This window comes from Actinoplanes sp. NPDC051343, assembly GCF_044455125.1.
Taxonomy (GTDB): Bacteria; Actinomycetota; Actinomycetes; order Mycobacteriales; family Micromonosporaceae; genus Actinoplanes.
On the sequence record NZ_JBITEL010000005.1, the window covers coordinates 213677 to 233074 of the forward strand.

The 19398-nt window shown below is 68.4% G+C and carries 18 protein-coding genes and 1 riboswitch; of the genes, 8 read left to right on the forward strand and 10 right to left on the reverse strand.

Annotated elements, in window-relative coordinates:
* Nucleotides 1-18 precede the first annotated feature (18 nt).
* Together ACIA5C_RS18465 and ACIA5C_RS18470 are read right to left on the reverse strand one after the other, a co-directional pair.
* Nucleotides 19-231 carry a DUF397 domain-containing protein gene (locus ACIA5C_RS18465; protein WP_396056660.1) on the reverse strand — a complete coding sequence of 71 codons (213 nt, stop codon included), beginning with the start codon at nt 229-231 and terminating at the stop codon, nt 19-21.
* Between the two features lie 298 nt (nt 232-529).
* Entirely contained in the window at nt 530-1378 is an 849-nt protein-coding gene (locus ACIA5C_RS18470; protein WP_396056037.1) for a helix-turn-helix domain-containing protein, read from the reverse strand.
* 309 nt (nt 1379-1687) lie between these two features.
* Here ACIA5C_RS18470 and ACIA5C_RS18475 point away from each other — a divergent pair, with 309 nt between their 5' ends.
* From ACIA5C_RS18475 to ACIA5C_RS18485, 3 genes are all read left to right on the forward strand, one after another.
* On the forward strand, nt 1688-2326 hold the full coding sequence (locus ACIA5C_RS18475; RefSeq protein ID WP_396056039.1) for a GPP34 family phosphoprotein: 639 nt from the start codon (nt 1688-1690) through the stop codon (nt 2324-2326).
* A gap of 62 nt (nt 2327-2388) precedes the next feature.
* Nucleotides 2389-3921 carry an APC family permease gene (locus ACIA5C_RS18480; protein WP_396056041.1) on the forward strand — a complete coding sequence of 511 codons (1533 nt, stop codon included), beginning with the start codon at nt 2389-2391 and terminating at the stop codon, nt 3919-3921.
* 20 nt (nt 3922-3941) lie between these two features.
* Nucleotides 3942-4556: a GNAT family N-acetyltransferase gene (locus ACIA5C_RS18485; RefSeq protein WP_396056043.1), complete on the forward strand. Its 615-nt coding sequence runs from the start codon at nt 3942-3944 to the stop codon at nt 4554-4556.
* A gap of 23 nt (nt 4557-4579) precedes the next feature.
* On the opposite strand, the gene ACIA5C_RS18490 is transcribed toward ACIA5C_RS18485, so the two are convergent.
* The 5 genes from ACIA5C_RS18490 to ACIA5C_RS18510 form a co-directional block, all read right to left on the reverse strand.
* Complete coding sequence (locus ACIA5C_RS18490; protein ID WP_396056046.1) at nt 4580-5131, reverse strand: GNAT family N-acetyltransferase; 552 nt, start codon at nt 5129-5131, stop codon at nt 4580-4582.
* 486 nt (nt 5132-5617) lie between these two features.
* The gene (locus ACIA5C_RS18495; protein WP_396056048.1) at nt 5618-7525 is read right to left on the reverse strand and encodes a response regulator; all 1908 of its coding nucleotides are present in this window, start codon (nt 7523-7525) and stop codon (nt 5618-5620) included.
* 4 nt (nt 7526-7529) lie between these two features.
* Complete coding sequence (locus tag ACIA5C_RS18500; RefSeq protein WP_396056050.1) at nt 7530-7967, reverse strand: response regulator; 438 nt, start codon at nt 7965-7967, stop codon at nt 7530-7532.
* Nucleotides 7964-9112 carry an ATP-binding protein gene (locus tag ACIA5C_RS18505; RefSeq protein WP_396056052.1) on the reverse strand — a complete coding sequence of 383 codons (1149 nt, stop codon included), beginning with the start codon at nt 9110-9112 and terminating at the stop codon, nt 7964-7966. Before ACIA5C_RS18505 ends, ACIA5C_RS18500 begins: the two co-directional genes overlap by 4 nt.
* Before the next feature lie 11 nt (nt 9113-9123).
* Complete coding sequence (locus tag ACIA5C_RS18510) at nt 9124-10272, reverse strand: hypothetical protein (RefSeq protein ID WP_396056054.1); 1149 nt, start codon at nt 10270-10272, stop codon at nt 9124-9126.
* A gap of 459 nt (nt 10273-10731) precedes the next feature.
* Nucleotides 10732-10892, forward strand: a riboswitch (cyclic di-AMP (ydaO/yuaA leader).
* A 7-nt stretch (nt 10893-10899) separates the two neighbouring features.
* Between ACIA5C_RS18510 and ACIA5C_RS18515 the strand changes: the two genes are divergently transcribed.
* The 4 genes from ACIA5C_RS18515 (at nt 10900) to ACIA5C_RS18530 (ending at nt 15482) form a co-directional block, all read left to right on the forward strand.
* On the forward strand, nt 10900-11394 hold the full coding sequence (locus ACIA5C_RS18515) for a C40 family peptidase (protein ID WP_396056056.1): 495 nt from the start codon (nt 10900-10902) through the stop codon (nt 11392-11394).
* 57 nt (nt 11395-11451) lie between these two features.
* Nucleotides 11452-13416 (forward strand): L-lactate permease, encoded by a 1965-nt coding sequence (locus tag ACIA5C_RS18520; RefSeq protein ID WP_396056058.1) that lies wholly within the window; start codon nt 11452-11454, stop codon nt 13414-13416.
* Between the two features lie 145 nt (nt 13417-13561).
* Nucleotides 13562-14386 (forward strand): serine protease, encoded by an 825-nt coding sequence (locus ACIA5C_RS18525; RefSeq protein WP_396056060.1) that lies wholly within the window; start codon nt 13562-13564, stop codon nt 14384-14386.
* Between the two features lie 772 nt (nt 14387-15158).
* A complete protein-coding gene (locus ACIA5C_RS18530) occupies nt 15159-15482 on the forward strand; it encodes a hypothetical protein (protein WP_396056062.1) in 324 nt (107 codons plus the stop codon).
* 65 nt (nt 15483-15547) lie between these two features.
* Here the strand turns inward: ACIA5C_RS18530 and ACIA5C_RS18535 are convergent, their stop codons facing one another.
* On the reverse strand, nt 15548-16966 hold the full coding sequence (locus tag ACIA5C_RS18535) for a dihydrolipoyl dehydrogenase family protein (protein ID WP_396056064.1): 1419 nt from the start codon (nt 16964-16966) through the stop codon (nt 15548-15550).
* Nucleotides 16967-17026: 60 nt separating this feature from the next.
* Here ACIA5C_RS18535 and ACIA5C_RS18540 point away from each other — a divergent pair, with 60 nt between their 5' ends.
* Entirely contained in the window at nt 17027-18226 is a 1200-nt protein-coding gene (locus tag ACIA5C_RS18540) for a hypothetical protein (protein ID WP_396056066.1), read from the forward strand.
* On the opposite strand, the gene ACIA5C_RS18545 is transcribed toward ACIA5C_RS18540, so the two are convergent.
* Nucleotides 18166-18726: a TetR/AcrR family transcriptional regulator gene (locus ACIA5C_RS18545; protein WP_396056068.1), complete on the reverse strand. Its 561-nt coding sequence runs from the start codon at nt 18724-18726 to the stop codon at nt 18166-18168. The genes ACIA5C_RS18540 and ACIA5C_RS18545 overlap by 61 nt on opposite strands.
* A gap of 3 nt (nt 18727-18729) precedes the next feature.
* Nucleotides 18730-19371, reverse strand: a complete 642-nt coding sequence (locus tag ACIA5C_RS18550) for a class I SAM-dependent methyltransferase (RefSeq protein ID WP_396056070.1) — start codon at nt 19369-19371, stop codon at nt 18730-18732.
* Nucleotides 19372-19398: the final 27 nt, after the last annotated feature.

The following is a 19398-nucleotide window of genomic DNA, read 5'->3' on the forward strand; positions in this document are numbered from 1 at the left end:
TATCGGTAGTGTCCATTCTCAGGAAAGGTCGAATTCGCCGTCCTTGGCCGAGCCCACAAAAGCGGTCCACTCCGCTTTCGTGAACATAAGAGCCGGACCTGACTGGTCCTTGCTGTCGCGAACGGCGACGCCCGTGTCAAGGAAGGCGACTTCGACACAGTTGTTACCGCCATTACCGTTGCTGCGGCTGGCTTTCTTCCAGGCAGCACCGTTGAGTTGGTGCGCGAGCAATCCCAAGCACCTCCCTCCATATGCGGTTTTGGTGTGCAGCCGATGCGGTGCACGTTCTGTAGTCTCCCGCAAGGGCTTCTGGATAGACAACACCCAGACGAGGGTTTCTGGGGCTGAATGCGCTGCTCGGAATGCCGAAGCGGAACGCCGGGCGACTGATCGTCACAGCTCGCGCCACTACAGTCGGTAATCGACGAACCGCCGACCGCGAATCTACTGCCCGCCCCAGGTCCACTGTGCTCGGAAGCCGGAGCCCGCCGCAATCGCAGCCATGGCCGAACTGCCGGACGGCCCGGCCTTACGGGTGCAGCAGGCTCTCGATCATCTTGACGGTTCCACGGGCGTCGAGCGCCGCCGCGCTCAGCCGGTCGAACTCTTGACGGTATTGGGCAACCTCGTGCGGCTGTTCCTCATACAGGTCTCCGGCCAGCCCTTCCAGATAGACGACATCCAGATGGGAGGTCTCCTGGAACTCCAGGAGCGCCGCCGACCCGCCCAGGAACTGGTGCGCCCCGGCCTCGAACGGCAGGATCTGCAGCGTCACGTTCGGCCGCTGGACGACCTCGATCAGATAGGCCAGTTGCTTGGCCATGATGTCCCGGCCGCCGATGGCCCGGCGCACCGCGGACTCGTCGACGATGGCGTGCAGCTCCAGCGGACGGTTGCCACTCAGGCGGCCCTGCCGGGTCAGGCGTAGCGAGACGCGGCGCTGCAGGTCGGCGGCCGAATCGTCGGGACGGCCGGTCTGCAGCAGGGCTCGCATGTATTCCTCGGTCTGCAGCAGGCCGGGAAGGACGATCGGCTCCCAGGTGCGCATGACGGCGGCGCCGGCCTCGAGGCCGATGAAGTTGCCCGGGCGCATGATGTCGCGGTAGTCGGTCCACCAGGTGCGTTCGCGGGAGAGACGCGCCAGTTCGACCAGCGCCTCGCGGTATTCGTCGTCGCGGACGTTGTAGAGGGTGAGCAGGTCCTTGACGTCGCGCGGGGTGACAGCCACGCGCGCGGTCTCGATGCGCGTCACCTTGGCCGCATGCCACTCGAAATGGCGGGACACATTTTCCTGCGTCAATCCCGCGGCCTCACGACAGCGTTTCAACTCCGCACCCAGGCGGCGTCGTCGCAGCGTGGGGCCCTCGTCAACGGTCACCTGGACTCCCTCGGTCCTGATGAGGCTGATAGTAGACCCGGCCTACCCATGATCCAACTTGGACAGCGCTGGACGGGAGGCCTGAATAAGAAGTCTAGTACTCCTTGTCATGACCTTGAAGTTGGGTACATGATGCGCGAGACATCGAGTTATCCCAACCTCTACCCACAGTGACGTCTCGATTCCGAGAACCGCACTGTTTCAACATCAATCGGACCCACGACCAGCGAATCGGTCGCCATGGGTTCGCCGCAACGAAGCGAGCAAGAAAAAGAGAGTCTCAATGCTGTCTAAGGGGCGTGGACAGGCGTGTTGGCTGACCAGTACTTCCTGATCGCACACGAGGACCGCACCGGGCGGTCCCGGTTGCATCCCCGGGCGACCGGCCTCGGCCTGGCCGGCGCGCTGATCGGCGAGTTGATCCTCGAGGGACGCATCGGGATCGCCGACGGCGACCTGATCATTCTCGACCGGCACCCACCGACCGACGCGCTCGCCCACGACATTCTCGATCTGCTGATCGCCCAGTCGCGGCATCGCGACGTGCGCACCTGGCTCGCCTTCCTCTCGCAGGACTCGGCGGCCCGCGTGGGCGAACGCCTGATGCGCCTCGGCGCGGTCGAGCCGGTCGTGCGCCGCCGCATGCTCAGCACCCAGACCTTATATATGCCCAACAGCGCGGAGCAGCGTAATGCCGCCGCCTGGGCGCCGGCCCGCCTGGCCAACCTTCTCGTACGCGGCGTGGAGATGAGCGTGAGCGACCGGCTGCTGGTCGGCCTGATCGCCGCCACCGGTCTCACCCGCCACGTGCTCTACGACTTCGAGATGCACCGGCACGCATTCCAGACCCTGCCCAACGCGGTGGAGTCGCTGCCGAGCGATCTGAGGGAACTTGTCGAGATCACCGAGGCCTCCGTGGGCTCGGTCCTGACCGTCGGTCGAAGGTGAGCGCCGCCGGGCGCCATCACCTCCGCCAGAACAACTTCGAACACTGGGCCGGGAGGCTGCTGATGGTGAAAAAGGATGAGGCCGGGCCGGACATCGTCGGGCAAGCACTGGCGAAAAATCGGCTCGGAGTCCCGTCCGTGGTGTTCTTCGGGGTGGCCGGTGCTGCCCCGCTGACCGTCATCATCGGAGCAATCTCCACGATCTACGCGATCATCGGGAGCACCGCGGTGCCGATCGCCTATCTCGTGGTGGCCGGCATCCTCTCGTTGTTCACGGTCGGGTTCGTGGCCATGAGCCGGCACATCGTCAACTCCGGCGCCTTCTACTCCTACATCAGTCACGGCCTCGGCCGCGTGACCGGAGTCGGCGCGGCGTTCGTAGCCCTACCGGCCTACTCGCTGATGCAGATCGGCCTGTTCGGCCTCTTCGGCTCCGCCGCTTCCAACATCCTGCTGGAGTTCGGCTTCAAGGTGCCGTGGTACGCATGCGCACTGGTCACCTGGGCCGTGCTCGCCGTACTCGGTCTGCTCTGGGTCGACCTGTCCGGCCGCGTGCTGGCCGTGCTGCTGGTCGCCGAGATCAGCCTCGTTCTCATCTACGACCTCGTGATGCTGGCCCACCCGGCCAACCATCACGTCACGGTCAGCCAGTTCAACCCCGGCCCCCTGCTCACCCCGGTCGGCGGCTCGCTGCTGGTGCTGGCCATCGCCGGCTTCGTCGGCTTCGAAGCGACAGTGGTGTTGTCCGAGGAGGCCAAGGACCCCAAGCGCACGATCGCCCGCGCCACGCACTGGGCGGTCATGCTGGCCGGTCTGCTGTGCAGTCTGTCCGCCTGGGCGATGTCGGTCGCGACGGGACCCGATCGAATCGCCGCGGTGGCCGGAGCGCATCAGACCGACCTGGTGTTCTTCCTCGTCTCCAAGTACCTCCCCACCGTCCTGGTGGACGTCGGCTATCTCCTCTTCCTCACGAGCGTGTTCGCCGCCCTCCTGGCGTTCCACGCGGCCGTCGCCCGCTATCAGTTCGCTCTCGGCCGCGAGGGCGTACTGCCCGCCGCGTGGGGTCACACCCACCCGCGCACCGGGGCTCCGTTGCTCGGCTCGGTCACTCAGAGCCTGCTCGCACTCGGCGTCCTGACCGCATACGCGGCGGGGCACGTCGAGCCACTGGTCTACGTCTTCGCGTGGCTGACCACGATCGGTGGACTCGGTGTGCTGATCCTGATGTGGCTGTGCTCGGCCGCGGTGGTCGCGTTCTTCAGCCGATCCAAACGGGGCGAGAACACCCTCCGGGCCTACATCGCACCCGGACTCGCTTTCCTTCTTCTCACCGTGGTGCTCATAGCGACCGTGATCGGTTTCGGTGACCTGCTCCAGGTGCCGAAGAACTCCCCGTTCCAGTGGGTGATCCCCCCGCTCTACGTGGGTGTGGCTCTGATCGGCGTGATCTGGGCGCTGATCATGCGGGTCACGCGACCGGAGGTCTACGCGGCGATCGGCCGCGGCACCGAGGGCCGGGTCAGCCTGCTCCCGGACGACTCGTTCCCTCGCGCATTGCACGCCGACCCGGTGGGCGCACGGAGCTATCCGTACTGAGACTCCGAAGGGACGGACCGATGACGTACGCCATCCAGGAACTGGTCATCCGCAACGTCGCGCCGGTCGACACGGCCGAGATCACGAACCTCGTCGCCGAGGCGATGCAGGACGGGCCGGTCGCGCAATGGCTTCAGCCGGACCTCGAGCAGCGCCGGACCGAGGGCCCGCGGTACCTCGAGATCTTCGTGGAGCACGCGGTGCGGTGCGGTGAGGTGTACGCCACGGCCGACGCGGCCGGCGGGCAATTGTCCGGAGTCGCACTCTGGTTCCCGCTGACCTCGCCGCTCCCGCCCCCGCAGGACTACGAAAGGCGGCTCAAGGAGGTGGCCGGCGATGCCTTCGAGCGAGCGTGCCAACTCGACACCGCACTCGACGCCCGTCACCCTCTTGAGCCGCATCACTACCTGGCATTCCTGGCTGTCCGACCCGGAAGCCAGCGCCGGGGCATCGGCAGCGCGTTGCTCGACCGCCACCATGCCCGGCTCGACCAGGCCGGCCTCCCCGCGTACCTGGAGGCCAACCACCCCCGTAACCGGGACTTCTACCTCCGACACGGATACCGGGTCCGGTCCGTGATCGAGCTGCCCGACGGACCATCCCTCTGGACCATGTGGAGGTTGCCTATGCCCTGAGCCCCCGACCGACGAGAGAGCTACTACGCGGCAGAGGGGAATTCGTACAGCCAGTAGGACTGCTGATCGATTCGGCTGAACCTCATGTTGTCGGCCATCCGGCGAACCAACACCCGGAAGATCCGCGACATGTGCCGGACATCGTCGTTGTAAGTGCAGATGTCCAAGCCGACCAAGCCGTTCTGCGTCGACGCCACCAGGTACAACTGCTCGCACAGGAGAGCGAATGCCTCGCGACCCTGCGCTTGCGGACTGACGGCGACGAAAACGATGTACCAGATCTTCTTTGCCGCGTAGTGCTCGGGCCAGTGGCGCTCGAAGTACTCCGGTGCGATCAGAGGCACCGCTTCGAGATCGTTGGTGTAGGTCGCGATGCCGACCGGCGTGCCGTTGTCCTCCAGGGCGAGGTATTTGCTGATCCGCGGATCGTCCATCACCTCGTCGAACTCGGACCGGTACATCAGGTGCCGTTGGACTGCCAGCGAGCGGAGCTCAGCGAAGGAATCTTCGTAGAGCTTCCACAGGGTCTCGCGCAGATCGCCGTCGGGAACTTGATCGATGACCTTGACAAGCATGGCTGCTCTCCCCCGCGGGCCTCCGCCAGGCCGGCCCGCTTCCGCACTCACGTTGATCGATAAGTGTTGACCATCAGAGTACGAAGAGTGACGCCTCAAGCACAATGCGTGTTCGCCGATTCTTTGGTGCCAATGTCGACGGACGGCTAGTGGACGTCCTCGGAGTCTGCAACTTGCACGTGAACAGGCGCGTAATTGCAGGTCGACGTCACGTGCCGACATTAGTCGAGATCGCAGGTCAGGGCGATCCGGATCTTCCCACCGGGTCGGAAAACTGAAGATCGACGACCGGATCGGATGATGTTCGCGTTTAGGAAAGAATCTCGAAAGCCTCGAATGGGACGTCGGGAATCGGACCGGAGACGCGAGCGAACGGCCGCTACGGAGGCCGGGATCTGCTCGGATATGCGGGTCGCAACGAGGCCGGCAGGAGCACTGATCGTGATCAGTCGTCGCGAGCGAACCACGAAACGTAACTGGAATTGATCACCGCGAACGATGCAGAAGCTGATCGAGCGTCTGCAGCAACTGATCGGTCTGAAACGGCTTGTAGAGCAGCGGCGCGTCCAGCGGCAGCTCCTGACCGCCGGGCTTCGGGCCACTGGTGTAACCGGACATGAAGAGCACGGGCAGGCCCGGGCGCGTACGGCGCAACTCGGCGGCGAGCTGGGTGCCGGACATGCCGGGCATGATGACATCGCTCAGAAGGGCATCGACATGGAGATTGAAGTCCAAGCACATCTTCAGCGCCTCCTGCGGGTCGCCGGAGGCGCGAACGTCATAGCCCGCTTTCTTCAGAATGCGGCACACGATGTCGCGTACCCCGTCCTCGTCTTCGACGACGAGGATCCGCTGGCCACGGCCACCGGCGGAGGGGGTTCGAGCGACGACGGCCTCACCCGCTGGACCGGTGGATCCGGCCGGCAGGCGGACTCGCACGGTGGTGCCCTGGTCGGGCTGTGACTCCAGGCCGATCGTCCCGCCGGCGTCGGTCACCACGCCGTACGCGGTGGCCAGCCCCAGCCCGGTCCCGTTGCCCCGCCCCTTGGTCGTGAAGAACGGCTCGAACGCCCGCGCCGCGACCTCCGGCGCCATCCCGCAGCCGGTGTCGGTGATCGTCAGGCAGACGAAGTCGCCGTCCGGCTCGGCCGCGGTGCCGATCGTCAACCGGCCGCCGCTGGGCATCGCGGCGCGCGAGTTCATCACCGCGTTCATGAGCACCTGCTCGAGCTTGCTGCGGTCCATGGTGATCGGCGGAAGATCCGGCCCGAGTACGGTCCGCAGTTCTATGTCCTCACCCAGCGTGCGCGCCAGCAGCCGCTGCATGTCGGTGGCGACCACGTTCAGATCGAGGGTCTCGGGCCGGGACGGCTCCAGCCGACTGAAGATCAGCAGCTGCCGGGTGAGCGCACTGCCGCGGGCGGCCGCCTGTTCGATCGCCTGCGCGTCAGCCCGATTCGGACCATTTTCCTCGAGCTCCTCGGCAAGCATCGTGGCGTAGCCGGAAATCACCGCGAGGATGTTGTTGAAGTCGTGGGCGATGCCGCCGGCCAACCGGCCCAGCGAGTCGAGCCGCTCCGACTGCCGCAACTGCTGTTCCAGCTCGAGCTTGTTCTGCTCGGCCCGCACCCGCTCGGTGATGTCGCGCAGGATGCCCTCGACCGCGACCGCCCGGCCGTCCCGGTCGAGGATCGCGCCGGCCCGCTGCTCGATCCACGCGACGCCACCCGACCGGAGGTTCCAGCGGATCGTGACCATGCCCTCGTGGTCCTCGCACCACGACTGGGCCAGCACCACCCGATCCTCCGGCTCGACCAGGCTGAAGATCAGGCCCGGGTGCTCGTAGAACTGCTCGGGGCGGTACCCGGTGATCGCCTCGACGGCCGGGCTCAGGTATTCCATGACCGGCTCGGGGACCAGGCGGTAGCGGAAGATGATGTCCTGCGCGTGCTCGGCGATCAGGCGGAAACGTTCCTCGCTCTCCCGCAGCGCGTCCTCCGCCCGCCGCCGGCGCCGGCGCTCGGCCGCCTCGCGCAGCTCACGCTGCACGGCCGGGGCGAGCCGGGCCAGCCGCCCCTTGAGTACGAAGTCCCGCGCCCCGGCGCGCATCATCGCGGTCGCCGTCTCCTCGCCGACCTGGCCGGAGACCAGCAGGAACGGGATGTCGGCGTCGTGCGCGCGGACCTGTTCGAGCGCCTCCTCGGCCCGGAACGACGGCATCGTGTAGTCGGAGATCACGACGTCGGGGGACCAGTCGGTGAGAGCGGCGGCCACGTCGGCGGCGGTGTCGGCGCGCACGTGACTGACCTCGAGACCCGCCTTGGTCAACTGGCGGATGATCAGCAGGGCGTCGTCGTCGCTGTCGTCGACGACCAGGACCTTGACCTCGTCCATGCGATCAGCTCCCGGCCGGGACCGGGGCCGGTTCGTTGACCAGCAGCCAGTAGATGCCGAGCACGTTTACCGCCTTGACGAACTCGTCGAACACCACCGGCTTGCGGACAAAGCTGTTCGCCCCCAGCCGGTAGCTGTCCACGATGTCGCGCTCCTCGTTCGAGGTGGTCAGCACGACTATCGGGAGAGAACGCGTACGGTCGTCGGCCCGGACCTTCCGCAGCACCTCGAGTCCGTCGATCTTCGGCAGTTTGATGTCGAGGAGCACGAGCGCCGGGTGGACCGCCTCGCCCTCGGACGGCAGCAGCAGATGAAGCGCCTGCTCGCCGTCGTTCGCGACCACCACCTCGTTGCTGATCCGGTTCTTGCCGAACGCGCGCATGGTGAGCAGCACGTCGTCCGGATTGTCCTCGATCAGGAGGATCGGCCCGTGGCTCGTCATCGCAGCTCCCAACCGGCCGGGGCGGCGGTCAGGCTGAACCGGAAGGTGGCGCCGCCGTCCGGGGTGCCGTCGGCCCGGATCTGCCCGCCGTGCCGGGTGACGATCCGCGCGACGATGGCCAGTCCGATCCCGGTGCCCTCGAACTCGGCCGCCGAATGCAGCCGCTGGAACGGGTCGAACATCTTGTGTGCGTAGGTCGGGTCGAAACCGGCGCCGTTGTCCTCGACCGAGAAGACGTCGATGCCGTCCTGTCGCCGCACGCCGATGCGGATCACCGGGTCGTCCCGGTGGGCGGTGAACTTCCAGGCGTTGCCGATCAGATTCTGCAGGACGAGGCGTACGAGGTGCGGGTCGGCCCGGGCGACCAGTCCGTCCGGCACATGGATCTCGACCCGGCGGCCGGGCTGCTGGGCGGCCAGTTCGGCGAGCACCTCGCGGGACAGCTCGGACAGGTCGGTGTGCTCGCGGCGCAGCTGGGAGCGGGTCGCGCGGGAGAGATGCAGCAGGTCGTCGATCATCTGGGCCATCCGGGTGACGTTGGCCTGGATGCGACCCAGGTAGCGCTGCGCCTCCTCCTCGAGATCGTCGGCGAAGTCCTCGAGCAGCACCTGACTGAAGCCCTCGAGGGAGCGCAGCGGGGCCCGCAGGTCGTGCGAGACCGAGTACGCGAACGCGTCCAGTTCGCGGGTCGACGCCTCGAGTTCGGCGGTGCGCTGACGGACCCGCATCTCGAGCTCGTCGTTGAGGCGGCGCACCTCCTCCTCGGCCAGCTTCCGCTCGGTGATGTCGGTCGAAATGCCGCAGACCGCGTACGCCCGGCCGCGCGGGTCGGTGAGCGGGAACTTGACGGTCACGTAGGTGCGCAGCCCGTCGTCGCTCGGCGCCTGTTCCTCGACCTGCACCGGCACCCCGCGGGCGAATGCCTGCAGGTCGTTGGCCCGGAACGCGTCGGCGATCGGCTCCGGGAACAGGTCGTGGTCGGTCAGACCGACGATCTCCTCGCGGTGCAGCTTGAACAGCCGCTCGTACTCACGGTTGACGAGCAGGTAGCGGCCGTCGGCGTCGCGCATGTAGATGACCGCCGAGGTGTGGTCGATCAGGGCCATGAGCTGCTCATGACCGACCTCGACGGCTTGGGGGCCCATTGCGTACCGCCTTAGCCCATACGGGAAACGGATATCGGCGACGATACACCCGTATTGGTGGTGGTTTCTGGTGTTTCACGGGTTATGACGCGGCGCAGTGGCGCCAGCAGGTGGTCCTGCCGGGCCCGGGTGATCCGCTCCAGGAAGGTCTCGTTCATGCCGGTCGTGCCGGACCGGTTCGACACCAGAGGCCGGTCGCCGAGACCTGCCGCATCCCGGCGCTGCTGCGGCTTGAACAGGAACTTCTTACTCAGCATGAGGTGCGCACCGGCCGCCCGGGCGTGCGCCGCGAGCAGCAGATACCAGTCGACCAGGCCGGGATGCTCGCCGACCAGCCGGACCAGGTCACCCCGGTCGGCCTCCCGCAGCGAGGCGGGCGACCGGCCGAGGCCGGCGAGCACACGCTCGGGCAGCGTCGGCTCGGCCATCATCGACTCGATCGCCTCCCGCTCGGCGGTCAGCAACGCCGGGAAGAGGCGCCGGACGTTGCTCTCGTACCCGTCGAGGTTGAGGCCGAGCAGGAAGTCCCGTTTCAGCGCCTCCGGGTCGAGTGCGCCGCTGGGCGGGACGTCGCCGGGCGTCCAATGGACCGCGAACTGCCGGAACACGTCGAGGAACTGGTCGGTCGGCATGCTGCGCTCGGGCGGGAGCGCGGCGAAATCGCGGAACAGTTCGCGCAGCGCGACCAGCAGCTCGATCGCGAGGCGCACCCGGTCGAGGGCTTCGGCGCCGAGCAGGACGCCCTCGTCCCCGGTCAGCGGCCCCAGCACGTCGTTGATCGCGAGTTCGACCGCCTCGCCCTTCTTGACCAGCAGAAAGAAGCGCTCCTCACCTGGCGTGCCGGTGTAACTGCGCACCTTGCCGTCGTCGAAGACGCCGGGCAGCACGGCCATCGTCTCGTCGCCTCGCAGGACCTTCAGCGTGCCGACGTTCCAGCGGACCAGGGAGGCATAGGTGTCGCGGCCGCAGTGTCCGGTGCCGGTCCGCTCCGCGATCGCCTCGAAGTAGAGACGAAAAGGCAGGTCACCGACGGTCAGGCCGTCGTATGCCCGCTCCGGCGTCCGCTTTCCCTCCGGCGTCCGCTCCTGGTAGTGCCGGCCGAGCGAGGCGCCGACGAATCCGAGGCGTACGGCCAAGCGTTTTGCCTGCTCAGCGGGCACTCGGTCGGGTTGCGGCAATAGCGGGAAAAGCACCTGAGTGCACTGCTCGGTGAGTAGTCCCGGTGGGGCATCACCGGAAAGAATCGCCCGGTTGAGCCGGGGAAGTTCCGCATCAGTCCACTCTCCGATCTGGTGCAGAACCATGCAATTCACCGCCCTTTGCAGAGGTCTATCCCAATACCTTTCGACCGATCCGGGCTCGCGCTTAACCGATATCCACTTTCGGGGGTCAACGAATTCGGTGACGAGGTTCACCGTCCGGCGGCCGTATTTTTCCGCCGAATCGGGTCGATCCGGCTGCGATGTCCGGAGAGGTAGCGACCGGGGCCTCCGGTTCGGGACCAATGAGGCGGGCGGGACGCGGCGCGTGAACTGTCGAATCACGGAGGGCCGCCGATGGGTATGCGGTGCCTCCCCGACGGGAGGTCGCTCTCGGGCGCCGAGTCCCGCTCACCGAGAGCGTCGAGGAAACCGACTCCTATCAGGATCTTCAGTGAGCGGGGACGGGGGAACCATCATGCCGGCTCACCAGCCGGCTCGGGGTGAGGTCGCCACGCGCGACGGGCCGTCCTTCCGGCCTGATCCGACAGCTAACCTCGCAGGCGGTTGAAGGACCAAGGATTCTTTGTGTTTCTCGACGTCAAGGCTCTGCCGGTTCGTCTCGCCATTCTCATCGCCGCCGCACTGGTGGTGCTGACCATTGCTCCCGCCGCCGGCACTTGCGCGGCGCGTTCGACTCCCGCTGGAATTGCGTACGCGGCGAGAATGCGTAGCTATCACATCGTGGCCGCGGCGCGTGCTCAACACGGAAAGCCGTACCGCTTCGGCGCCACCGGGCCGAGCGCCTTCGATTGCTCCGGCTTGACGGGGTACGCGTATCGGAGTGTGCGGATCAGCCTCCCGCGTACGGCCGACGGGCAGTTCCGTGCCGCCCGGCACATCGCGAAAGCCGCCGCCCGGCCGGGCGATCTGGTCTTCTGGCTGAGCGGCGGCCATGCCTACCACGTGGCGGTCTATGCCGGCGTGGGCCGGGTCTGGCATGCGCCGAAGCCCGGGCAGCGGGTGCAACTGACCGCGATCTGGTCGTGGGGCGACGTGCGGTTCGGTCGCATCGGGATCTAGGGCTGTTCGTTTCGGTCATGCGCGGTTTAGATTGATCGGAACGATCGACAACCCTGGATGGGTCCTATGGTGGATCAGTTCCGGATCGTGACCGACCCCGTCGGCAATTCGGTCGGTCTCTCCGCGATCTTCGCAGTTCTTCCCCTTCTAACGCTCTTCGTGCTGCTCGGCGTGCTGCGCATGCGCGCCTGGCTGGCCGGCGTCATCGCCCTGGTGGTGGCCCTGGTCGTCGCGATAACCGTCTACTCCGTGCCGGTCGGACAGTCCGTGCTCTCGGCCACCGAGGGCGCGGCGTTCGGCTTCTTCCCGATCCTGTGGATCGTGCTCAACGCGATCTGGGTCTACAACCTGACCGTGGTCAGCGGCCACTTCGACGTGCTGCGCCGATCGATGGCGCGGGTCAGCCCGGACATGCGCGTCCAGGCCGTCATCGTGGCGTTCTGCTTCGGCGCGCTGCTCGAGGCGCTGGCCGGCTTCGGTACGCCGGTAGCGGTCACCGTGGTCATGCTGATCGCGCTCGGGTTCAGTCCGATCCGGGCGGCGTCGGTGGCGTTGATCGCCAATACGGCGCCGGTCGCGTTCGGGGCGCTGGCAACGCCGATCGTCACGCTCGGCACGGTGGCCGCGGGGGCCGGTGACGACCCGCGGCTGAACAGCGACACGCTCGGTGCGATGGTCGGGCGGCAGACGCCGATACTGGCCGTGGTCGTGCCGCTGGTCCTCGTCCTCGTCATCGACGGGAAGCGGGGACTCCGCCAGACCTGGCCGGTCGCCCTCACGGCCGGGCTGGTGTTCGGGGTGGCGCAGTTCGCGGCCTCGAACTATCTGTCGGTGCCGTTGACCGACATCGTGGCGGCGCTGCTGTCGGCGGCTTCGGTGATCGGCTTCCTGCGCATCTGGAAACCGTCCCACGAGCCGGACATGGTGACGGCCGGCGCGGCTCCGCCGTCGTCGGTGGCCACTTTGGCGGCGTCGACATCCGGCGCTCCCGGCTCGTCGGCCGGCTCCGGCCCTGCGGTCGCATCCGGCTCGTCGGCCGGCTCGGGCTCGTCGGGCGGCTCTGGCTCGTCGGGCGACTCCGGTACCTCGGCCGGGTCCGGAGCCGCCGTCGGCTCCGGGGCCTCGGCGGCGCCTGCGGGGTCTCCTCCGGACGACGGTGACCCCGACGGGACGGCGCGCGGCGGTAAGGACTCGCCGACCCCGCAGTTGTCCCGAGCCACCGGGGCCACCGGGGCCTCCGCGGCCGCATCGGCCTCATTGGAGCGGCGGGACAGCCCGGCGGAAATCGTGCGGGCCTACGCGCCCTACCTCATCATCATCGCGATCTTCTCGATCATCAGCATCGGGCCGGTCAAGGCGGCGCTGGCCAAGTCGCCGTGGACGGTCAGCTTCGCGTGGCCCGGCCTGCACGTGCTGGGCGCCAACGGGAAGCCGCTCTCCTCGGTCACGTTCGCCTTCGGCTGGCTACCGGCTGCCGGCACGATGATGATCGTCGCGGGCATCCTCACCGCGGTCGTCCTGCGCATATCGGCGGGCAAGGCGCTGCGGGCGTACGGGCTGACCTACGCCAACCTGCGCCACGCCATCGTGACCGTGATGGCAGTGCTGGCCCTCGCGTACGTCATGAACCAGAGCGGGCAGACGAACACCCTGGGCGAAGCACTCGCCGCAACCGGCGGGGTCTTCGTCATTCTCTCGCCGATCCTCGGCTGGATCGGCACCGCGGTCACCGGCTCGGACACCTCGGCCAACGCGCTCTTCGGGGCGCTGCAGGTGCAGACCGCGGCCAAGGCCGGGCTCGACCCGGTGCTGCTGGCGGCGGCCAACTCGTCCGGTGGCGTACTCGGAAAGATGATCAGTCCGCAGAACCTGGCGATCGCCGCCTCGGCGGTCGGCATGGCCGGCCGGGAGGGCGACATCTTCCGGCGGGTGGTGCTGTGGAGTGTCGTCCTGCTGCTGGTGATGTGCGCGATCGTCGCGTTGCAGGGCACGCCGGTGCTGGGCTGGATGGTTCCCTCCTAATTGACATTGATCAATGTAGATGCCAGGGTACGGGCAACCTGTTCGGCGTTAGCGTGCCGCCGACCCGTCACGCGCCGCGCCGCCTCACCGTGCGGCGGGCTGCCCGACCTCGGCCACCCGCCGCACCGGCAAGAAGGGATCCTTCATGCGCGTACGACGGGCGCTCGCAATGGTCGCGGCCGGTCTGGCCGCCGCGACCGGTGTCCTCATCGGTGGAGCACCGGCCCAGGCCGCCACGGCGGTCACCCTCGCCAACACCATCTCGCTGAGCAACTGCTCGGCGTCACTGGTGCGCTTCCCCACCTCGGTCAGCAGCGACCGGGCCATGATGCTCACCAACGGGCACTGCTACGAGGGCGGATTCATCAACGCCGGCGTGGTCCTGCAGAACCGCACCAGCAGCCGGTCGGGCACGCTGCTCAACAGCAGCGGCCGCGCGCTGGCCACGGTCAAGGCTGACCGCGTCATCTACGCGACGATGACCGGCACCGACGTCACCCTCTACCGCCTGACGAGCACGTTCGCCACGCTCTCGAGCCGCTACGGCGCGACCGCGCTGACCATCTCGAGCGCGCACCCGGCCGCCGGCACCGCGGTCTCGATCCCGTCCAGCTACTGGAAGGAGATCTGGAGCTGCCAGATCTCCAGCTTCGTGCCGACGCTCCGCGAGGACCAGTGGACCTGGCACGACTCGCTGCGCTACGACCCGAACTGCGACACGATCCACGGCACATCGGGCTCGCCGATCGTGAACGCCTCGTCCGGGCAGATCGTCGGCATCAACAACACCGGCAACGACGACGGCGAGATGTGCACGCTGAACAACCCGTGCGAGGTCGACGCGAACGGCACCACGCACGCGTACCAGGGCCAGAGCTACGGCGAGGAGACGTACTGGTTCACCACCTGCGTCGGCTCCAGCCGCACGATCGACCTGACCGTCACCGGTTGCCTCCTGACCAAGCCCTGACCGAACCGATGGATGGGGCCCGGTGAAAGCCGGGCCCGCTCGTCGGGTCGGGAGGCGGCGGGGGCGAGCCGGCGCCCCAGCGTGACTTATAGCCGACACCTTCCGTGAGCGCGCCGGCGGCACGACCGCTTTGACGGTCGATGCGGCCGGATGCAGCGCGGAGGCGTTGTCGTAGCGGCAGCTGCTCTTGTCACCGTCGGAGTACGGGCGTACGTACGCCACCGTCGGTCGGGTCGATCACGACCAGCGCAGTCGCCACATCCTGAGCTGGGCGCTCACGGTTCGCAGAGCCGACTGATGGCGTGGTGACCACGGCCAGGCCCCGGGGTGTGCGGCGTGATGCCGGTGCCGGACGATCGTGTGCGCGTCGACGTGGTGGATCGGGCTGGGGCGGGCCGGCGGGGATGGGACGGAGGCCTCGGCGGCGTGGGCGCGCCCACCGCGGTTCAGAGGATCGCCAGGACGACGGCCTGGGGTCGGGGCGGCACGTCGTGGCGCACGGATGCCGTCCACACTGGACCGGGTGTCGGCCCGATCGGGCCGGCGCGGCCGGAACAGTGCAGCTCACGGCCAATTCTAAATGCAATACTTAAATGTGCTGGCGCGTCAAAATAAACGCGCCTCTGATCATTTGTTGAACAATTCGTCTATTCCTTCACATTGCCGCGAAAAGTCACCTTATCGTGTGCGCGTTGCCGACGGCGCGAATGCCGGAAGGCTCCTATGCTCGGCACACAACCCCCGATCACGGTTAGAAATGAAGGTGATTTCCATGAATAAAGCGACTCGCTTGCTGGCAATGACGGGAATGGCTGTTGCGGCCGCCCTGACCATGGGTGCCGGCCCGGCGTCGGCCTCTACGGCCACCGCCGCCAAGGACCACGGCGGTCACGACCGCGTCGTGGGCTACTTCCACAGCCGGCTGCAGTGCGAGCGCAGCGGCCGCTTCGGTGAGATGCGCGACCGCTGGGACCGGCACGACTGCAACCTGGTCCGCTTCGGCCGTCACCACGGTGACTGGCAGCTGTCGGTCAGCTCGCACCGGGGCCCGTTCGGTCACGGCCGGCCGACGCACCGCCCGCCGTTCCACCACTGATCGAAGAATGGAAACGCGACGGCCGAGGCGTGCACACCTCGGCCGTCGCGCCATTTCCAGAACTGCTACGGCCGGCCGTACGCCTCCAACAGTCGCAGCCAGACCTCGCTGACCGTCGGATAAGCGGGCACCGCGTGCCATAGACGGTCGAGCGGCACCTCGCCGACGACCACGAACGTGGCCGCCTGCAACATCTCCCCCACGTCGGGACCGGCCATCGTCACGCCGAGCAGCACCTTGCGCTTCTCGTCGACCACCATCCGGGCCGTGCCCTGATAGCCGTCGGCGTGCAGGGCGGCCCCGGCGACGTTGCCGATCTCGTAGTCGACGACCCTGATTTCGTACCCCTGCGCGCGCGCCGCCTCGGCCGTGAGCCCGACCGTCGCCACCTCCGGATCGGTGAAGATCACCTGCGGGACCGCGCGGTGATCGGCCGTGGCGACGTGGGTGCCCCACGGCCTCTCGTCCACCGGCCGGCCGAGCGCCCGCGCCGCAATCACGTCACCGCACGCCCGGGCCTGATATTTGCCCTGGTGGGTGAGGAGGGCACGGCCGGTGACGTCGCCCGCCGCGTAGAGCCAGTCGAAGCCCTCGACCCGCATCGTGTCGTCGGTCCGGAGCCACTCCCCCGGAGTCAGGCCGACCGCCTCGACCCCGATGCCGACGCTGCGCGGGGTGCGGCCGGTCGCGACCAGCACCTCCTCGGCGGTGACCCGCTGGCCGTCGCTCAACGACAGCGCGACCCCGCCCGAGTCGCGGTTTACCGCCACGGCATGGGTCTTGAGCAGCACCTTCACGCCGCGGGCGGACAGTGCGCGCGCGACGATCTCACCGGCGAACGGCTCAGTGCCGGTGAGCAGGCCGGCCCGGGCGATCAGCGTGACCTCCGAGCCGAGATCGGCGTACGCGGTGGCCATCTCGGTCGCCACCACCCCGCCGCCGATGATCGCGAGGCTGGCCGGCACCTCCTGGGCGCTCGTCGCCTCCCGGCTGGTCCACGGGTCGGCGTCGGCCAGCCCGTCGATGTCGGGGACGAGGGCGTCCGACCCGGTGGAGACGGCCACGGCGTGCCGGGCGGTCAGCGCCGTCTCGGTGCCATCGGCGGCGGTCACGGTCACCTGCTTCGGTGCGGACAGCCGGGCGTGACCGCGTACCAGGGAAATGCCCGCACCCCGGACCCATTGCACCTGGCCGTCGTCGTTCCAATTCGACGCGAAAGCGTCGCGGCGTTTCAGCACCGCGCGCACGTCGACGCCGCCGCGCGTCACCTCGGCCGCCCCGGGCACCGCTCGGGCGGCCCGCAGCACCTGGCCCGACCGGAGCAGCGCCTTGGACGGCATGCAGGCCCAGTACGAGCACTCGCCGCCGACCAACTCGTGCTCGACCAGCGCGGCGGTGAGGCCGTCGGAAACCGCGCGGTCGGCGATGTTCTCGCCGACCGGACCGGCACCCAGCACGATCAGGTCGTATTCCGTGGATTCCATGTCCCCATTCTGTCCGCTACCGGTCGCCGCCCGGGTGCGATGATCGGTTACGGTGCGCCGGTGGGATGGTTCAAGTCGCTCGGTCAGCCCTCGCGCCGGCGGTTCGCCGCCCAGGCGCTGCGGATCGTGCGCCGGATGCCGGGCGTGCGCAGCGCGACCTACCATCCGGACAGGTTCGCGATCGCGCTCCATCGCGACGAGGGTGGCTCGGCGGCCTGGCTCTACCTGTCGAACATCTATCAGGAAGCGGCCGGTGCGCCGGCCCCCCAGCGCAAGGAACGGATCGAACAACTCGTCCGGATCATGACCGCGCCCCGGTCCGAAGACAGCTGGGAGTCCGTACGCCCGAGGCTGCGCCCGGTGTTGCGCGGGCAGACGTTCGGGCAGGCCGGACCGCCCGGGATGCAGCCGCCGCTGTCCCGCCCGGCGCTGCCGTTCCTGCACGAACTGGTGGTCGTCGACCACAAGGAGGCGATGGCGTACGTGACCGCGGCCCGGCTGCCGGAGTGGGAGGTGACCGCCGACGAGGTGTTCGCGGCGGCCCGGGACAACCTGGCCGGCATCGCCGCGCGCTCGCTGGACGGCCCGTGGGAGCAGAACCGCGGGACGGCCATGATCACGATGATCGACGACGGCGACGCATATTTCACCTCGCTTCTGCTCGCGCCGGGCTGGCTGGCCGGGGTGAGCGAGCGGGTCGGCACGCCGATCATGGCGTTCGCGCCGGACAACCACACGCTGGTGCTCTGCTCGCCGCCGGAGGACCTGGGCCCGCTTTACGACCTGGTCGAGAAGCACTTCACCGAGGCGACCCGCAGCGTGTCGCCGGTCGGCTACGTGGCCGGTCCGGACGGGCGTACGGTGCCCTACTCCCCACCGCCCGGCCATCCGCATGAGATCGCCGTACGGCGGGCCGAGGCGATCCTCGCGGCCAGCGAGTACGGCGCCCAGACCGCGTGGCTGACCGGCCAGTACCGGGAAGCGGGCATCGACGTGCACGTCGGCGAGCTGATCGCGGTGGCCCCGGCGAACGGGCCGGCCGAGACGGTGGCGACCTGGGTCGACGGGATCGTGACGCTGCTACCGGCCGCCCGCTCGATCGTCTTCGCGCGCGACGGCGCGGTCGCGCTCCAGGTGCCCTGGTCGGTGGTCGCGGACGAGATCGACCTGCAGCCGGAGCCGTTGCTGACCCCGCTCCGCTATCGCGTCGAGGGCTGGCCGTCGCCCGAGGTGATGTCCATCCTCCGCAGCAAGGCCTGAACGGCGACGACGTACGCCTCGTTGTCAACCGTCTCGTCCCAGGCGGTCTGCAGCTGCAGCCCCTGGTAGAGCGCGATGAGGACGCGGGCGAAACCGTCGCCGTTGTCGGCGAAGAGCCCGGCGACCGCCGCCCGTGGCTCGTCGATCGTGCGCCGGGCGACCTCGGCGACACGCGGCGAGCGGATCGCCTCGGCCCAGATCTGTACGCCGAGTCGCATGCGCTCGCGAGCGTCCGGGTCGCCGACCGCGCGGAGAAGATCGAGGTAGGCGGCCTCGGTGAGCACGATCTGGCGCTGCTCGTGCCACTCGGCGACGATCGCGGCGATCATGTCGTCCTTGCCCTCGAAATAGCGGTAGACCAGGCCGGCGCTGATCCCCGACTCGCGGACGATGTCCTGCATGGAGGTGCGGTGGAAGCCGTCGCGGGCGAAGCAGCGGGCGGCGGCGTCGAGGATCTGCCGGCGGCGGGCCGCCTTGTGCTCGTCGGAAACCTTAGACATGCGTCACCGGATCTCCGCGGCGGCGATGCGGTAGAACGACGAGGCCGGGTCGTGCCGACCCAGCGGGAGCAGGTAGCGGTCGGCGGCCTCGCGGGCCGACAGGTCGAGGAACAGGGTCAGGTCGCGGTCGACATAGGTGAAGATCAGCCGGCTGTCGCTGCCGGCGAGCGCGGCCAGGCCGCGGATCGTGGCGTCGACGGCCTCCCCGGTCAGGTAGTTGGTCACGCCTTCCCAGACCACGACCGTACGCTCGAGGGCCTCGAATCCCGCGGCCCGCAGCGACGCCGCAAGATCGTCGACCGTCAGGTCGGCGGGCACCAGCCGCACGTGCGTCCGGAGTCCCGGGTGGACGGCACCGCGGAGCAGGCGTTGCTTGGACCTCTGGGTGGCCGGGTGATCGACCTCGAAGACGGTGGTCCGGGCCATCGCGGGAAGCCGGTAGGCCCGGCTGTCGTAACCGGCACCGAGGAGCACCACCTGCCGGGCACCGTCGGCCGACGCTTCTCCGGTGAGGTCGTCGATCATCCGGGTGCGGGCCACGGCCGAGCCCCTCGGACCGGCCGGGTAACGGGTGTCGATGTAGCGCTCGAGCCAGCGGTTGATCGCCGGGGCTGGAGCGCGTAAAAACGGCCGAACGGCCGCCACCCCCCTGGAGGGCGACGGCCGTCGGTT

What these genes read in the sequence shown, in the direction of transcription:
- ACIA5C_RS18480 (WP_396056041.1), top strand. Translation starts at nt 2,389, where the DNA reads ATGGTGAAAAAGGATGAGGCCGGGCCGGACATCGTCGGGCAAGCACTG.
- ACIA5C_RS18485 (WP_396056043.1), top strand. Translation starts at nt 3,942, where the DNA reads ATGACGTACGCCATCCAGGAACTGGTCATCCGCAACGTCGCGCCGGTC.
- ACIA5C_RS18490 (WP_396056046.1), bottom strand. Translation starts at nt 5,131, where the DNA reads ATGCTTGTCAAGGTCATCGATCAAGTTCCCGACGGCGATCTGCGCGAG.
- ACIA5C_RS18495 (WP_396056048.1), bottom strand. Translation starts at nt 7,525, where the DNA reads ATGGACGAGGTCAAGGTCCTGGTCGTCGACGACAGCGACGACGACGCC.
- ACIA5C_RS18500 (WP_396056050.1), bottom strand. Translation starts at nt 7,967, where the DNA reads ATGACGAGCCACGGGCCGATCCTCCTGATCGAGGACAATCCGGACGAC.
- ACIA5C_RS18505 (WP_396056052.1), bottom strand. Translation starts at nt 9,112, where the DNA reads ATGGGCCCCCAAGCCGTCGAGGTCGGTCATGAGCAGCTCATGGCCCTG.
- ACIA5C_RS18520 (WP_396056058.1), top strand. Translation starts at nt 11,452, where the DNA reads ATGGGTCCTATGGTGGATCAGTTCCGGATCGTGACCGACCCCGTCGGC.
- ACIA5C_RS18525 (WP_396056060.1), top strand. Translation starts at nt 13,562, where the DNA reads ATGCGCGTACGACGGGCGCTCGCAATGGTCGCGGCCGGTCTGGCCGCC.
- ACIA5C_RS18530 (WP_396056062.1), top strand. Translation starts at nt 15,159, where the DNA reads ATGAATAAAGCGACTCGCTTGCTGGCAATGACGGGAATGGCTGTTGCG.
- ACIA5C_RS18535 (WP_396056064.1), bottom strand. Translation starts at nt 16,966, where the DNA reads ATGGAATCCACGGAATACGACCTGATCGTGCTGGGTGCCGGTCCGGTC.
- ACIA5C_RS18545 (WP_396056068.1), bottom strand. Translation starts at nt 18,726, where the DNA reads ATGTCTAAGGTTTCCGACGAGCACAAGGCGGCCCGCCGCCGGCAGATC.